This window comes from Sodalis endosymbiont of Henestaris halophilus, from assembly GCF_900161835.1.
GTDB lineage: Bacteria > Pseudomonadota > Gammaproteobacteria > Enterobacterales > Enterobacteriaceae.
In genome coordinates this window covers 1374031-1390007 of record NZ_LT897836.1, presented here as the reverse complement: position 1 = coordinate 1390007, position 15977 = coordinate 1374031, and the positions used below count along the sequence as shown (strand labels likewise).

At 39.3% G+C, this 15977-nt stretch carries 12 protein-coding genes and 2 pseudogenes; 7 read left to right on the top strand and 7 right to left on the bottom strand.

The window, feature by feature from the left end:
- Nucleotides 1–223: 223 nt before the first annotated feature.
- The 4 genes from lptB to kdsD all read right to left on the bottom strand — a co-directional run bounded on the left by lptB (nt 224) and on the right by kdsD (nt 3589).
- Entirely contained in the window at nt 224–949 is a 726-nt protein-coding gene (gene lptB / locus HBA_RS02965) for an LPS export ABC transporter ATP-binding protein (RefSeq protein WP_097032521.1), read from the bottom strand.
- A gap of 29 nt (nt 950–978) precedes the next feature.
- Complete coding sequence (gene lptA / locus HBA_RS02960; protein WP_097032520.1) at nt 979–1497, bottom strand: lipopolysaccharide ABC transporter substrate-binding protein LptA; 519 nt, start codon at nt 1495–1497, stop codon at nt 979–981.
- Nucleotides 1498–1634: 137 nt separating this feature from the next.
- Nucleotides 1635–2066: an LPS export ABC transporter periplasmic protein LptC gene (lptC, locus tag HBA_RS02955; RefSeq protein WP_457920923.1), complete on the bottom strand. Its 432-nt coding sequence runs from the start codon at nt 2064–2066 to the stop codon at nt 1635–1637.
- A 536-nt stretch (nt 2067–2602) separates the two neighbouring features.
- Nucleotides 2603–3589 carry an arabinose-5-phosphate isomerase KdsD gene (gene kdsD / locus HBA_RS02950; protein ID WP_097032519.1) on the bottom strand — a complete coding sequence of 329 codons (987 nt, stop codon included), beginning with the start codon at nt 3587–3589 and terminating at the stop codon, nt 2603–2605.
- 3708 nt (nt 3590–7297) lie between these two features.
- Here kdsD and ibaG point away from each other — a divergent pair.
- Together ibaG and murA are read left to right on the top strand one after the other, a co-directional pair.
- Nucleotides 7298–7552, top strand: coding sequence for a BolA family iron metabolism protein IbaG (ibaG, locus tag HBA_RS02945; RefSeq protein ID WP_097032518.1), 255 nt, complete (start codon nt 7298–7300; stop codon nt 7550–7552).
- A gap of 59 nt (nt 7553–7611) precedes the next feature.
- Nucleotides 7612–8871 (top strand): UDP-N-acetylglucosamine 1-carboxyvinyltransferase, encoded by a 1260-nt coding sequence (gene murA / locus HBA_RS02940; protein ID WP_097032517.1) that lies wholly within the window; start codon nt 7612–7614, stop codon nt 8869–8871.
- 941 nt (nt 8872–9812) lie between these two features.
- Here murA and HBA_RS03625 read toward each other — a convergent pair.
- From HBA_RS03625 to zapG, 3 genes and pseudogenes are all read right to left on the bottom strand, one after another.
- Nucleotides 9813–9929 (bottom strand): annotated as a pseudogene (locus tag HBA_RS03625) (outer membrane-stress sensor serine endopeptidase DegS); the annotation flags it as partial.
- Between the two features lie 124 nt (nt 9930–10053).
- Nucleotides 10054–11424 (bottom strand): Do family serine endopeptidase, encoded by a 1371-nt coding sequence (locus HBA_RS02935; protein WP_097032516.1) that lies wholly within the window; start codon nt 11422–11424, stop codon nt 10054–10056.
- 147 nt (nt 11425–11571) lie between these two features.
- Nucleotides 11572–11979: a Z-ring associated protein ZapG gene (gene zapG / locus HBA_RS02930; RefSeq protein ID WP_097032515.1), complete on the bottom strand. Its 408-nt coding sequence runs from the start codon at nt 11977–11979 to the stop codon at nt 11572–11574.
- Nucleotides 11980–12917: 938 nt separating this feature from the next.
- Here zapG and HBA_RS02925 point away from each other — a divergent pair.
- The 5 genes and pseudogenes from HBA_RS02925 to sspB all read left to right on the top strand — a co-directional run bounded on the left by HBA_RS02925 (nt 12918) and on the right by sspB (nt 15845).
- Nucleotides 12918–13097, top strand: a complete 180-nt coding sequence (locus HBA_RS02925; RefSeq protein WP_097032514.1) for a hypothetical protein — start codon at nt 12918–12920, stop codon at nt 13095–13097.
- A gap of 489 nt (nt 13098–13586) precedes the next feature.
- A complete protein-coding gene (gene rplM / locus HBA_RS02920) occupies nt 13587–14015 on the top strand; it encodes a 50S ribosomal protein L13 (protein ID WP_097032513.1) in 429 nt (142 codons plus the stop codon).
- Between the two features lie 15 nt (nt 14016–14030).
- A complete protein-coding gene (rpsI, locus tag HBA_RS02915) occupies nt 14031–14423 on the top strand; it encodes a 30S ribosomal protein S9 (protein WP_097032512.1) in 393 nt (130 codons plus the stop codon).
- Nucleotides 14424–14727: 304 nt separating this feature from the next.
- Nucleotides 14728–15333, top strand: a pseudogene (sspA, locus tag HBA_RS02910) (stringent starvation protein A).
- A 5-nt stretch (nt 15334–15338) separates the two neighbouring features.
- Complete coding sequence (sspB, locus tag HBA_RS02905) at nt 15339–15845, top strand: ClpXP protease specificity-enhancing factor (RefSeq protein WP_097032511.1); 507 nt, start codon at nt 15339–15341, stop codon at nt 15843–15845.
- Nucleotides 15846–15977 lie beyond the last annotated feature (132 nt).

Genomic DNA, 15977 nt, shown 5'->3' with positions numbered 1-15977 from the left:
TGCTCAAATAAGTAGTGACTTCGTAATGCTATCAAAATTTTGTTAGAATGTCAGTATGTACAATAACAATAAATGGACTGCTTGTTGCAATTGCAGGGAGCACAGCTAACTGCTGACTTAGTTTAAGTTGCACACATTATTTTTAGCAAACTTTGTTTTATATAATATATGTCATTTAATGCGTTAATTATCTTTACGAATCACAGCTATAACTTTCCTCTTATTAGAGGCGGAACTCTTGGCCTAGATAAACTTGTTTGACTTGCTCATCGAGCAGGATTTCTGCGGGTGAGCCGTGAGCAATAAGTTTACCCTGACTAACAATATAGGCCCGTTCGCACACATCGAATGTTTCACGCACGTTGTGGTCGGTAATAAGTACGCCAAGACCGCTATCACGCAAATATTTAATAATTTTTTTGATATCGATGATTGAAATAGGATCCACGCCGGCAAAAGGCTCGTCAAGAAGTATGAATTTAGGATTTACGGCTAGAGCTCGTGCAATCTCCACTCGGCGTCGCTCACCACCCGATAGTGACTGGCCGAGATTGTTTCGCAGATGATTAATTTGAAACTCTTCCATTAGATTTTCAGCGCGGTTGTTGCGCTGTTTGCTTGTAAGATTTTTGTGAATTTGTAACACTGCCATCAGATTGTCAAACACGCTCAGCCGGCGAAATATCGAGGCTTCCTGCGGTAAATATCCGATACCACGGCGTGCTCGAATATGCAAAGGCAGAAAACTGATATCTTCTTCGTCGATTACAATACGACCGGCGTCGTGGGGGATAATACCCACAACCATATAAAATGTAGTTGTTTTTCCCGCCCCGTTAGGTCCTAATAATCCTACAATTTCGCCAGAAATTATCCTAATACTAACGTCTTCTACGACTCGATGACCTTTATATGCCTTAGCCAAATTTTCTGCAAGTAATATTGACATAAATATAATCTTGATTTAGTTAGCCGATTTTACTTGTGCTGTAGCGCCGTTTTATTCTGCAATTGTAACGGCATCAGCACGGTAGTGACCTGTTTTCCTTTGTTACTGATCGCCTCTATATGTTGTTTGTTGACCATATAGGTAATGCGATCGCTCTTGACATTGATTTCTAATTGTTCTAGATAGGCATTTCCTGTCAAGACTACCAGATTGTTAGCAGTTTCATATCTTATCTTTTGTGAATGGCCGCGTATCGGCTTGCCGTTGTCTTGTAATTGATAAAAAGATACTGGGCTACCGTATCCTTCTACCACTTCGTTACCTTTCTTCCCGTCTGGGATAGTAATTACGACCTTATCAGCTCTAATATCTATGGAGCCACGCTTGATTATCACATTACCGATTAAGGTCGCGGTGTTGGTTGCCATATCCACTGCCTGTTGCGCAGAGTTGATATGAATCGGCTGTTGGTTATCGTTAGTGAGCGCCCATGCGTTCGTTAGCATTAATTTGCCTGCAAGAAGCAGGCTAAGACGTATATTTTTCATTCTAAGTGTTTGTCATCAAGCGTCTTAACCTTGTCAATTAACTAGGAGGTCTTGTGCTAAGATTTTTGCACATTTTATGTAAATGAAGTTAAAGCTAGGATTATATATAAAGTAATTTCATTATCTAAGGAGTCGTCCTACATAACCAGATTAATAATTGTGTTATTTGTTGTAATGCGTGTAGGATGTGAGCTATCGTTCAGGATATCCATCTGAACATGACCATACAAGTAAAGCTTTTTGTCTTGAGTTAGTTTGGCCTTATCGGCCTTTAAGATCCAGATCGGTACTGTTTTTTCATCAAACGTGGTGGCGATCGGTTGAGTTAACCAGGTAATCTGTGACTCGGAGAAATAATTCATTTGATCGGCTATTAGCTTATATTGGATTCCTCCTACTTTATTATATACTACCATAGTAGTATATTCGCTCTGATAAGTTGGTTCTATCGTATTGATCGGCGCTTGGGCGGGTGACGAGTCAATTTCCATTACATTCCATCCTATAAGTACGAGTGCTAATAATCCTAATACCAATATAGTTGTATTCCAACGCATCGTCTTGCTCATAATTATTTCTCTCTGGCGTCTTGTTCTGCCAACATAATTAGGCTTTACTAAGCCGTCATAGTGGGTGTGGATTTGATATTGGAATGCTAAAGATCGAATTTTTGTGATATTAATCTAATTATCAAGGCCAAGTAGTCCCTTAGTAGGGTTGTCAACTTGTTTATCTGCTAATTTTAGTTAACTCAAAACGTTTTAAAACCGGACAGTTTTTATTTGACTATCACTGGTAAAGATGCGTAATGCTAATTATTTCACCGGTTTTTGAAGTAACCTTGCAATGTAACTAATACAAATAATAATTACCTACCTGACCCTTAGGTAAGGGTAGGCGATAATGTATCTGCCGTGGTTGTTGAACGCATTTATGTATTAACTATAATTTCTCATTTAAGTAAAACTAGATCGTCGGACATTTCATCATTCATATTGAAAATCAATAAACAAATATTTCGGACGCGTTTTAGCACGTAACGCACTATAATTAGTGCTAAAGCGCACGCTTTTCACGGTGTACCCGCCTTGCATTATGTTATTGTTTATATTACTCCAGCTCGGAGCATATCATGCATATGTACCACGCCTATCAGATGGTCTCCTTGAGCCACCATTAGAGAAGTAATGTTTCGTACTTGCATTAGATTAAGCGCCTCCATAGCTAACGTGTCAGGTTCGATGCGGACACCTCCAGGAGTCATGACATCGGCTATGCGCACTTTGTTAAAATTGATATCCATATCAAAGACCCGTCTCAAATCACCATCGGTAAAAATACCAGAGATGATGTTTTGCGTATCGCAAATTACAGTCATGCCCATATTTTTACGGGTTATTTCAAAGATTGCTTCACGTAGTGAAGCCGTGCTAGCGGTAAGTGGAATATCATCGCCGCTGTGCATGATATCGCTTACGCGCAGTAGCAGTTTGCGTCCTAATATCCCGCCGGGATGAGATAAGGCAAAATCTTCAGCGGTGAATCCACGCGCCCTCAGCAAGGCGACTGCCAGCGCGTCGCTCATCACTAGGGCGGCGGTTGTGCTAGCAGTTGGTACTAATCCAAGTGGGCAAGCTTCTTCCGGAACATGTACACAAAGATAAATTTCTGCTGCTTTACTCATGGTGCTATCAGGTTTGCCGGTAATACAAATAAGTGGAATGCGTTGGCGCTTGAGTACTGGAATCAGCGCTAATATCTCGTGGGATTCGCCGGAATTAGATAGCGCGATGACGATATCTTTTGACGACACCATGCCAAGGTCGCCATGACTAGCCTCTCCTGGATGAACAAAAAACGCTGGGGTGCCGGTGCTGGCGAAGGTAGCAGCCAGCTTGCGGCCTATATGGCCGGATTTTCCCATACCCATAACTACCACTTTGCCGGTGCAAAGAAATAGCATTTCGCAGGCACGTCGAAAATTGCTATTAATGTATTTATTTAGCTGTGCGATACCCTTCATTTCAATAGCAAGAACTTGCTTACCAGCAGCGATAAAATCAAAGGACGGCACTAATTTATTCTGTGACATAAAACGTACCCTGATTGTTCGTGGTACTGTAATCTAAATCAACAGCACCGCAAAGTAGGAAATAAACCTACAAAACCGAAAAGATCTCAGCAGGTAATTTATCTGGCGTGGTTCATGCAAGTAAAGGGCAACGAGTAACATGCTTGCCGCCAGCGTGTTTTAATAATCGGAAGAAAGACATCAGGATTTAAATTAGACATAATGATTGTCCATACTAACAATAAATACAGCAAAATTCATATTATAATTAGTACTATACTGTGACTTTGTCAGTTGTTAACAACTTAGTTTGTTACTGCACTTATGCCTAGCAATTAGAGAGATGGTTACGATAATTAGTAAATAACTTTAACCGTGACTAGCATTAAAGACGATATCAAGTCTACTCAAAAACCATGATACACTATCAGCAGGACTAATAATAACGGCAGCATACAGCAGTATAGGCATCGTGCGTCGCACAATATTTGAGTGGAAGTTGTATAGACTAATAAACGTTACGCCGTATACGATCAACATAATTTTGATAAAGTTAGATTTTTGAATCTAGTTTACCGACATGTCGATCTAATTATTCAATTATTCCTAGCTGCAGGAACTGACATCGATAATGATAGTAACCAGATGCCATAAGCAGAAATAGTGCAACCGCTCAGTCTAAACAAGACTTCTAGTGATTGACTTAACATCTCTGTACTATGGATCAATCTGTTGTCGCTATAGACCAATAAAAATGAGAATGTTTATTAACATATTGTAGCTTAAGCATTATTAATGCTTAAGCAAATTTTTTGCTAGCAAATCTAACTCTTTTTTTAAAGGATTTAATAATAGTGAAATACAGGTTACACGCGGCACAATCACCGTAATCATGGTATCGTCAGGTATTAACAAAACAAAATTTGTTGCATTTTATTGGCGGACAGTTGCTGACTCGTATAGGTAAATGTTGAGTAAATACCGACAATATTACCACTATCATGTGCTTTCCTTCTCTATGAGAATACGAAACTTAGAATTTTTAGTTTGTTACTTTGTTAACAGAAATTACTAGTTTTTTAAACTGGGCTTTTCTTTTTCTGTAACATACCTTTTATCAATGCTTGTATTGATAAAGTTTGAGTTTGTGGGTTTAAGAGTAGGGGCTAGCAGCTATGATGCCTTTGATTTTTTTAGGCAAAATAGCGATAGCGCGCTATTTAGATGATTCATAAACTTATTATTTTTGATTAGCTATTTTTGAGTCGGGAGATCTAATGACCATGGTAGTTTAAGTAAAGATTATCTCAGGACTGATGAATTAAATTTTTCGTGTAACTAACCTGCATAGTCGTATCTCACGATGTACCTGAAGTTTTGAGTGTGTTACCAATTACTCTTAACCGCTCTATAGTATGGTGCAGTGGAAGGTAACAAGATTATCTTGCATAAAAACCAGGATTCCTCGAGTATAGAAAAATTTCTATATTATAGCTGATAATATCAGTGATTTTTCATGTTTCTACCGAAGTTATCATAATTTAAGTTATTGTGCGTTTGTTGTTAATTTCAGTTATAATGCTAAAATATATTATTATTTTCGGACATAAGAATATTGACGTATATTACGGTTTGGTTTTTGCCAGCGTTATGCTGAGTTAAACTAACTAATATTGTAGAAAACATGCCTTGTGCTAAAACGCCGTTGCAAGCGGATATTTTCGTTGCGATTAGCATCTGTTTATGCGCCATGGTAAGCGTAAAATGGAAAGATATCGATAAACGTATTCTTCTTCTGACATGCACTGTAAGTTCGCTTATACTTGTAATAATAGTATTATTTGGCTTAATGTCTAATTAAGAATATTGTTTTCTATGTCCCAAATACCTGGGTTGCTATATTTAATACAATAATTACGTCTCAATTAGGAACACCGTCAGAATGAATGATTTAAAACTTGTCTCATATGAACAGGGTAAAAAAACTGCCTGGTAGTTAAAACTTTATTAGAGGTATTAGAAGGATCTATTACCGCTAATAAAGTTTTAAAATTGAATAAAAGTATCATTTAAATCAGTGTGTTTATGATTACTACTCTCTTTACCATTGTTTTACCTTTCTGAAGGTTTTATATATCTACTTTAATTAGTAATATTTTAACTTATAAAATATCTAATCAGTATATTATTAACTATAATTAGCGTTTTTTTAATAAAGTCGGTTTACTAACAGTGTACTCATCGGCAATGGTTGATAGAATCGTCATCATTCAGGTATCGTATATTACTTTTAACTACAAACGTATTACGTTGAAAGACAACTTCAACATTGAAAAGATTCATTATTAAAAACCATATACCGATTCTTTGTGAATCGCACTTCATTAGCTGCTAAAGAAATAATACCTATTACCGAATATCGATTTCAAAGATCCTTAAATTTATGCTTTTATCCTGAGATAAGGATTTAATTAATTCAATCTTTGTTTACGATAGCTGCGGATACAGATTGCCGATCAAATTCATCCTCATTATTTGATGAAAGATAAAATCTGTAATTTACAGACAAATGAGTAGAGAAACATCCATCAGGATCTTAATTATAAGCTACTATAGCGCATAAAAATTCTTATTTTTATGTCTAATGACGCGCACTAGGTTCGATGCATTAGTGTTTAGGGCGGGTGCTATTATCTCAGCCAAGCTACGCTAGCTCACAGTATATGATGCTTATTTTAAAGTATTTTATACTTATCTAAATTAGGCTTACGCACAAATGCAGACGCACTATCTAGCAATTAGATTAATAAAATATAGCCAGAAGAACGCATGTTGCAGCATTGATTTTGACTATTCGCATCTCTAGTATCGACAAAGAAACTATTACTCGCTTGTGTGTTTTGATTATGAGTAGCGTACTAGCATCCCTAGTAACTAATAGACCTATATAATAAACAAAGTACATTCTGGTACGATTAATACCAAGCACTAGTAAGTTTTCATGTTGCACACTAATGGTAGCAACGGACTCAAGCAACAATTGCAGGCCGTCAATAGTAATTCGATCACTTCAGATAATTAATGTTAATAGTAATGAGCCAAGATTTGAGTGTACAATGTGCAGAAGTACAAAGGTGAATCCTTCAATGGCGAATTTTGTCTGGCCGCAATCACGCTGTTAACCGCTTTAGAAATATCTGCAGATATTGTTGTTTGACGGCCTTCGTTTTCTGAATGTATTCGGCCTAAATACGCATAGATTTTACTTGTGTGGTTGCTAATTTTTAATTTTCGTTACCAGCATTAGCTGGTAACGAGGAGATGTATTTTTGCTTACTCCCACCGGCCTATTTTGCCGAGTAGAGCTCTTTGATCGCTTTATGCAAATTGTAAAAGATTCTGCTTTGTGATCAACTCGGCATATTTATTGATTGCCATTTTAGTGCTCAGTTTACTATTTTGTAGTAAAATTTATGACGTAAGCTCCCTAGCCCCATGTATCGTCATGATCATTTAAGCTTTAAAAGGTATTAAAGTCTAGCAGACTACAGGGAAAATCTTTCGGCATAATCCATAAAGAACTTTGCCTACTAATTTGTTAATCTAGTACATAGCTCCTTGAAGGATAGATAATTAAGTATCGCAATTAATTTTTTGCTTGTTTTCGATAGCGTCTGTTTCGGCTAAGATAGCAGCCTACTGTTGACTAACCTTAAAATAAGGTGTGATATGGAAACAAGTGAAATCAAAGCTGTGCTAATGAAAGCCTTAACCCTAGACAAGGCACAAGTAAGTGGTGACGGTAGTCATTTTCAGGTGATTGCCATTAGCGAGCAGTTCGTCGGTATGAGTCGGGTAAAAAAACAGCAGACAATTTATGGGCCGCTGATGGAATATATTGCAGATAATCGCATTCACTCCTTATCTATTAAGGCCTATACCCCCGAAGAATGGCAACAGGATCGTAATCTACATATTTTTTAAGTGTTGGCTTTTACCCTATAGCAATATTCTTCCCGTCAAACACAGAGAGCACAGTCTTAATGGATAAATTTCGTGTCCAGGGACCTACCCGGTTAAGCGGAGAGGTTACCATTTCGGGGGCCAAAAATTCGGCGTTGCCTATTCTCTTTGCCGCATTGTTGGCGGAAGAACCTGTAGAGATCCAAAACGTTCCTAAGTTGAAAGATATAGATACAACAATAAAATTGTTAACCTACCTAGGTGCCAAAGTTAAACAAAATGGTTCGGTGCATGTGGATGCCAGTAATATTAACTTTTATTGTGCACCCTATGAACTAGTTAAAACCATGCGTGCGTCAATTTGGGCTTTGGGGCCGCTGGTGGCGCGTTTTGGCCAGGGGCAGGTGTCATTGCCGGGCGGCTGCGCCATCGGCGCGCGTCCCGTAGATTTGCATATCCGCGGTCTGGAACAGTTGGGCTCTACCATCAAATTAGAAGAGGGTTATGTCAAAGCATCTGTGCACGGCCGTCTACGGGGGGCGCATATTGTCATGGACAAAGTTAGCGTCGGCGCTACTGTAACGATTATGAGTGCTGCGATTTTAGCTATGGGCACCACCGTAATTGAAAACGCTGCTTGTGAACCGGAAATTGTCGACACCGCTAACTTTCTTATTATACTAGGCGCAAACATTAGAGGTGCAGGTACCGGAAAAATTACTATTGAAGGAGTTACGCGTCTCGGCGGGGGTGTTTATCGAGTACTGCACGATCGCATAGAAACTGGCACTTTCCTGGTAGCGGCGGCTATCTCCCGCGGTCATGTGGTATGTCATGCTACCCGCCCAAATACGCTGGATGCAGTATTAGCCAAGTTGCGTAAAGCGGGCGCGGATATTACAGTTGGCGATGATTGGATTAGCTTGGATATGCACGGCCAACGTCCAAAATCAGTTATGGTGCATACTGCCCCCTATCCCGGATTTCCCACTGATATGCAAGCACAGTTTAGTTTGCTTAATTTAGTGGCGGAGGGAACGAGTGTGATTACCGAAACAATTTTTGAAAACCGTTTTATGCATGTGCCTGAGTTAATCCGAATGGGTGCTCATGCGGAAATTAAAAGTAACAAAGTTATCTGCTATGGCGTCGAGACTCTGTCGGGCGCACAGGTCATGGCAACAGATTTACGTGCTTCCGCTAGTTTAGTGCTTGCTGGCTGTATCGCTGAAGGTGTGACGGTAGTTGACCGTATTTATCATGTTGAGCGCGGTTATGAACGTATAGAAGAAAAGTTGCGGCTTATGGGTGCCAATATAGAACGGATCATCAGTGAATAAACGATGCTTCTGGGCACATTGTTTGTCGGGGCTTAATATATATTTAGTTTGACGTGTTGCTTGCAAGCGTAGTTATATATTGACACACTCCTCATTAAGCACCGAACGTTGGCATACTTAGCGGTTGCACGCTCTCTGTCTTTGTTTTATCGGCAAGCGACTTATCGCATCATTGACAATTCTAGCACGAGTCCTTTATTTTAAGGATAGATATTTAACATGACCAAATATATAACGTCAATTTTTTTATTGTGGCGTAGGATTATACTAGGATCAGCGGTCCGTAATAAATATCTGCTACTTGATTTATCTTTCGCGTATACATATAAACCATCTTATGGTTTATTTTCAGTATTACAGCATCTACTCAAACATTAACTTGCGCTGTCGTGGCAAGTTAGCGACACTTCATTCATCATGAAACACTTAATGAGAATAAGGCCATCACTGTTGTTCGTGGCGTTACTTTATGGCTATCGATGCTGATATTTATCACCGCGTATTAATTTATTGATTACCTTTGGCAGCCAAAGTCGTAGAAATTATTAAGATCGATAACTTTTAAGGTATTATCCTTATTTTATCTAACATAATGAAAATATTACTTTTACTAACTTGTAAATCATATTAATCAGAGCGAAGCCGTAGTTGTTCGTTATTTATAGAAACATAGGTCTACAAGAAATTCTGATACTCTTACCGGATCGGGATATTATGGTAAAATAACTTTTGTATATCCTTGATAATAAGATTCTTACAGATTTTAGGTATTCACGATCACTACTACCACATTAATAATATGAGGATTTTTGTTTATTGCAGTTGGTGAGGATTATTAGTAAGTTATTAGGCGTTGATTGTAGCCATAATAAGGGAGCAGTAAAAATTATCAAAATTACTAGAATTGCTAGGCGCGTTAATTTTTTCTGTATTTATTAGCTGATTTTATCAGCATCATTTATGACATGTTTATTGGTCAACAGATAGCTTTTTTCATTTATAATCACATCGGATCCCGATGTGCAAATTTCTAATTAATTATGAGCACTGTTGTTTATGACAGCGTTCAGTAATTTTAGGATTATGAGCCCGCCAGGGGGCGTATTAGGAACATTGTGGTAGGATAAGATTAAATATGAGTAGAACGGACACCTCTGCACAGCTGTCCGTTTTTTGTGTTATTTAGCGCAGTAATAGGAAAATATTTGCATCGCCGCGCACAATATTTAAGGCTATGACCGCCGGTTTGGCTTCCAATAGTTTGCGCAGTTGCGCCAGATTTTGTACTCTTTCGCGGTTTAGGCCAACGATCACATCTCCTTTTTGCAAACCAATCGCTGCAGCTAGGGAGTCTTTGACGACATTCTCCACTTGAACACCTGTAGTTCCATCTTTTAACTGACCATTGCGAAGAGAGGCCCCCTGTAGTGCTGGGGTGAAAATTTCTTCGCTGTTGATGGTAGACGCACTGTCATCTAGAACTACTGATGTCATCTTTAGTTTACCGTTGCTTAATATTCCCAGTTTAATGGTTTTACCAGGCGCTGTCGTGCTAACCTTGACTCTCAGTTCGGCAAAACTATGAATCGGTTTGCCTTCTATTGATATAATGATATCGCCAGCTTTGATATTAGCCTTGGCAGCGGCAGAATTCGGCAAGACCTCGCTGACGAATGCTCCGCGCTGGGCTTCAATATTAAAAGCTTTAGCAATATCGGCCGTCAGCTCAGTGCCTTTAATGCCTAATTGGCCGCGTTTGACTTCCCCATATTCTATCAGCTGTTGACTAAGGTTTTTAACGATATTGCTTGGTATGGCGAAGCCGATGCCTATATTGCCGCCACCAGGTGCCAAAATGGCAGTATTAATACCTATAAGTTCGCCATTGAGATTCACCAGGGCACCACCAGAATTACCGCGGTTGATGGAGGCGTCGGTTTGAATAAAGTTCTCAAGCCCCTCTAGATTTAGACCGCAGCGACTCAGGGCTGATACAATACCGCACGTCGCGGTCTGGCCTAGACCAAACGGATTGCCAACTGCGACTGCAAAATCGCCGACTTTCAGGGCATCAGAATCGGCTATCGTTACCTCGCTGAGGTTTTTTGGGGCAGGTAATTTTAGTAGTGCAATGTCAACCTGCTCGTCGTGCCCTACTAGCTTAGCTTCAAATTCACGACCGTCATTTAGCTGGACTTTGATCTTATCCGCTCCATTAACCACATGATTGTTAGTGATTACATAACCCTTAGCAGCATTAATAATGACTCCTGAACCAAGACCTTCAAATGATCGCATTCCACCGTTGCTGCCCGGGATGTCTGGGCCGAAAAAGTATTTGAATTCTTTCGGTAGCCTTGGACGTCTGACCGGCTGGGAACCTTCAACATAGACGCTCACCACCGCTGGCAAGACTTTGGTTAGCATCGGTGCCAAGCTGGGCATTGGTTGTTTTTCAACTCCTGTTGGTAAAGCCGCAATAGGAGCTGAAAAAGGGAATAGACTTAGTCCTAGACCGAGTGTCAATGCATTAAATAGTAATTTTATTTTCATTGTAACGTTAACTCGCTCGCTTTCGTATCAGATACTCTGGTTAAAGTATCTGGTGCCGGTATCCTAATATCAATTATAACCCTGACGGCACGGAAAATGTAGCTTAGTCACACGCTTAAGCTAGCGTGCCACGAGGATGATGGGAGCTTATTTGCTACGCACGCCTCGCGTCGTGCTTAGTAAGCCACTGGCGTTTTTTGGGTAATCTCGAGGCTGTATTTCTACTGAAGTTTGATAGTTATCTGTTTCTGCTTCAGTCAGAAGAGAACTGAACGGATTATCCTCTCTGCGCTGATCTGGTAGAAGGTTATTATAGCTTTTGGCCATATGATAGTAAAGCTGACGGTAATCATATGCCATATTGTCTAGCAATGTCGCGCTGCGGGCAAAATGATTGATCAGCTTTTCGCTAAACTCTTTTAGTTCGTCTTTGCTTTTTTTCAACTCTTGCTGAAGAGTTTGCTGCTCACGCAGTTTACGGTTACCAAACCGCATAGCAACTGCACCAATGATAATTCCCACAAACAATCCAATCAGCGCATCTGCCAAGGCCATAATAACTCCTATTTTGATTTTGTTTTATCGTAGGGTTTAAATATGCACTATATTCATTATAACAGGTAACGTGTCATCAATGGAAACGTGCAATGTGATTATTTTTATTGCTCTTGGCGCTATGTTATTGTATTTGTTTGCGTTACTATCTAATAATGTGCATTCTGCATTTTTACCACCACCCTTTATTAAAGGGGTTTAGCACATGTAATCTAATCTGCTGTCGCAGCTTGATCAAAAATGTTGGCAAAAAGAAAATAGCAGCTAGATGACTTATAACCCGCATTCCATTTCCGTTAAAAATGGATCTAAAACAATTAAGCGCGTCGTGAACTTATGCCACTTTTTTTTCTTATTTATTCTATTACTAGTATCCGCAGCTTGGCTAGGTGTCCGTATAGGTGACATAAATGAGCTAGTACAAAGTTTATAGATGTATGATGTAAGTAAGGTTACTGAGGATGACAGGCAATACCTAGCTAATAGATTAATTTTATCGCAGTCTGTTTAAATAACACAAACAGTGACTAAAAGCATAGTCTATGACTTGATTTTTATCAGTGCTTAATGCGTTGCAGGTACATGATGAGTATAAGGAAGGCTTTATTTATAAGGCTACTAAGATTTTTTAAATATTATCGCAAATAGCTTCAAGGCTGAAACTGATTTGTTCTGTTTCGAAGAATTTTATGATAAACTTCGTCGAAGTGATGTTGTTTATTAATTTCATACAAATGTTGTTTCTGTACGGAATTACATGTATAGCCACTTTTAATATTTTGCCGGGCAAAATTTATCGAAATATATTTTTATCACGCTTTTCCTGCTTACCATAAAACTTATCAAATATCATGTTGACGTGATGAATAATGTGGATATCTGCATCGATTACTAGGCTTAATGCTCCCTAATTTAGGTCAATTTTTACGTTCCCTTATATGTGCCGAAACAATACTGGCGATAGCGCCGATGTTCAAGTGTTTTTAGGGGTAAGACTTTGGGCTGTATTGAAAGCACTCAGTAGTGGCAATGAATTATTAACAGCTAACAATTTTGGGCGTGACCGGCAGTATGGTGACGCTCGATTTAGTATAGTTGTACGTCTGATCACGCAGTAAAACAATAGTAGTTCTCTCCGTGCTTTATGTTATTTATAACATACTTTTGTACAATGTGTAGAAGGTGGCAGAAACGAGAAAATTTTTTTCCCGACAGGTTTTAGCGTTGTTAGATAATGTTTACGAGTGCCTAGTTGGACTGGAGGTCCACGCTAGCATTTTAATATCTGTGCTGTATAAGGGCTTAATTATTAAGCTTATAGTACTAACATTGTTGTCGCATTTTGCAAGCAATGCTAAGCCAGGAGTATCTTAGGGTGTCGTATTAGTCTTGATAACACAAAATAGTCTATCTTTGTAGATTATTTCTTTATAAAGTTGCGTTATTACGTTCTAGTATTCAGATTTTTTTGCAAACTTTAATTATACCCACAAATTCCCATTTGGAAGTTGTGGCTGGAAGGCAATAGAGATTAGTCTAGTAATTTACTTGTATATTAGAGATTTTGCGTGCTCATCAAAAAACAACTTAAATTGGAAAAGCTTTTAATGAAAACTTTTATGGCAAAGCCAAAAACAGTCAAACGTAACTGGTATATTATTGACGCCGAAGGTAAGACTCTTGGTCGGCTTTCTACCGTATTGGCTTGTCGTCTGCGCGGCAAGCATAAAGCAGAATATACGCCACATATGGATACCGGTGATTATATCATTGTTCTAAACGCTGAAAAAGTACTTGTTACCGGTAATAAGCGTAAAGACAAGAACTACTATCACTACACTGGTCATGTTGGTGGTATCAAAAAAGTGACATTTGAAGAAATGATTGCCCGCCGCCCCGCACGTGTTATTGAAATTGCAGTGAGAGGCATGCTACCAAAAGGCCCGTTGGGCCGTACTATGTGTAGTAAATTAAAAGTTTACGCTGGGGCAAGACACAATCACATAGCGCAGCAACCACAACTTCTTGATATTTAATAGGAATTATAAATAATGGCTGATACTCAATATTACGGTACGGGTCGACGTAAAAACTCTTCTGCTCGCGTCTTCTTTAAAGAAGGCAGCGGAAACATCGTTATTAATCAACGCAGTTTAGAGCAATACTTTGGTCGGGAAACTGCCAGAATGGTTGTTCGTCAGCCTTTAGAGCTGGTCGACATGGTTAATAAACTAGATCTGTACATTACCGTTAAGGGCGGTGGTATTTCCGGTCAGGCAGGCGCTATTCGTCATGGTATTACCCGTGCATTGATGAAATATGACGAAACTTTGCGCGCTGATCTACGCAAAGCAGGTTTTGTTACCCGTGATGCTCGTAGGGTTGAACGTAAGAAAGTCGGTCTGCGTAAAGCACGCCGTCGTCCGCAGTTTTCTAAACGTTAATTGCGTACTTACTCGTTTAGAGTACTAATTGCAGTTAGTTATTCACATTAATTTGCTATATTACACCTCATGAAATAGACAAAATATGATAAAATAATAGGCGTTCATATATCTGTTACTTAAGTTAGTGGTTCGTTAACCGACTGCAAAGTTTTAGGCTTTAGTTGTATCGGGCAAAGTAGTTACGGATCAACGTCGAACAAATCAGAAAAATAATCCTGAGCTTAGGGGGTTATGCGCAGTATTTTGAATAAATTTGAAGGTTTTTATGGCCTACGCTGCCAATAAACGTTCGGTTACGGCGCTGTTTTTCGGCACGAAAAATATTTTTAGCCATTAAATGCGCATCATGTTTAACTGAAAAAGTTGGTGTTAAAATTAAATAGATTAAGATGAATAATCTGCTGCATAACTTACTTGACTTTAACCGCTACTGCATTGCGTCAACATTGATCGATCGTGAACTGGTATTTTATAAATACCTTATTATCATGGAATATTTGGATAAACGATTTCCTCATCCGTCGTTGATGCTGTATTATCTAGCAGTGCGCGGTGAGCGCCGCTTGATGATGCAGCACTGTAGACAAAACGATTGTTATAATCTTATGCTCAACATTGAGCAGTTAGTGGCAGCGAGGATGCTAACACTCTCGTCTGCAACTGCGCGACGTACTGCTAGCGGCGCCGGTCTTTAATGAAGTGCCATTGCTCATGAGCGAAAAAAATTAGTTTTGTGGATTGCTATCTCGCACTTTTGTTTTAGTGTTTTTCTTATTTGGCATTTAATTGTCCGGAGAAGGTGCCAAAAAATTAAAAAAGTATATGACGAGTAGTATTTGAACTAGATGCTTTCTTAGCTTTATTGACCGAAGCAGAGCACGTAATGCGCCTACAAACCCCGGGGTAAAAAAAATGTCAATAACTCAGCTTTCGCCGCGGCGTCCTTATTTGTTGCGAGCATTTTACGAATGGTTGCTTGATAATAAATTGGCGCCGCATCTTGTCGTAGATGTCAATGTGAGTGGTGTAATAGTGCCGATACAATTTTCCCGTCATGGGCAAATTTTACTGAATATAGCGCCAATAGCAGTGGCTAATCTTACATTGGATCATGATAAAGTGCAGTTCAACGCTAGTTTCAACGGCGTTCCGTGTCAGGTAGTAGTGCCGATGGCAGCCATATTAGCTATTTACGCCCGTGAAAATGGCGTTGGCACAATATTTGAGCCTGAAGTGGCCTACGAGCAGTTATCGCAGCAGTATGCTAATAATGCTAAAGCCCCAGACTTGACTACGAGAACCGTCATGTCGGTGATCCACGGTGCCCGGATGGATAACGCGCAAGACAGCGATCCTGAAAACGATCTATCATCTACGTTGTGTGGTGCAGGCAGACCGCCATTACATTTAATTAAATAAAATCGTTTACTTATTTGTGCGGCACTGAAAAACCAGCCTTAAGACGATCGTCCTTAATCTAACTACTAATAAATGTGGTTGCGTTATGTAGTTTTGTGAATAGTACGGTAGATAGTTTGCTTGCTATGTATC

Excerpts from the sequence above, each read along its gene's own strand:
- lptB (WP_097032521.1), bottom strand. The coding sequence starts at position 949 with ATGTCAATATTACTTGCAGAAAATTTGGCTAAGGCATATAAAGGTCAT.
- lptA (WP_097032520.1), bottom strand. The coding sequence starts at position 1,497 with ATGAAAAATATACGTCTTAGCCTGCTTCTTGCAGGCAAATTAATGCTA.
- lptC (WP_457920923.1), bottom strand. The coding sequence starts at position 2,066 with ATGAGCAAGACGATGCGTTGGAATACAACTATATTGGTATTAGGATTA.
- kdsD (WP_097032519.1), bottom strand. The coding sequence starts at position 3,589 with ATGTCACAGAATAAATTAGTGCCGTCCTTTGATTTTATCGCTGCTGGT.
- ibaG (WP_097032518.1), top strand. The coding sequence starts at position 7,298 with ATGGAAACAAGTGAAATCAAAGCTGTGCTAATGAAAGCCTTAACCCTA.
- murA (WP_097032517.1), top strand. The coding sequence starts at position 7,612 with ATGGATAAATTTCGTGTCCAGGGACCTACCCGGTTAAGCGGAGAGGTT.
- HBA_RS02935 (WP_097032516.1), bottom strand. The coding sequence starts at position 11,424 with ATGAAAATAAAATTACTATTTAATGCATTGACACTCGGTCTAGGACTA.
- zapG (WP_097032515.1), bottom strand. The coding sequence starts at position 11,979 with ATGGCCTTGGCAGATGCGCTGATTGGATTGTTTGTGGGAATTATCATT.
- HBA_RS02925 (WP_097032514.1), top strand. The coding sequence starts at position 12,918 with ATGTGCCGAAACAATACTGGCGATAGCGCCGATGTTCAAGTGTTTTTA.
- rplM (WP_097032513.1), top strand. The coding sequence starts at position 13,587 with ATGAAAACTTTTATGGCAAAGCCAAAAACAGTCAAACGTAACTGGTAT.
- rpsI (WP_097032512.1), top strand. The coding sequence starts at position 14,031 with ATGGCTGATACTCAATATTACGGTACGGGTCGACGTAAAAACTCTTCT.
- sspB (WP_097032511.1), top strand. The coding sequence starts at position 15,339 with ATGTCAATAACTCAGCTTTCGCCGCGGCGTCCTTATTTGTTGCGAGCA.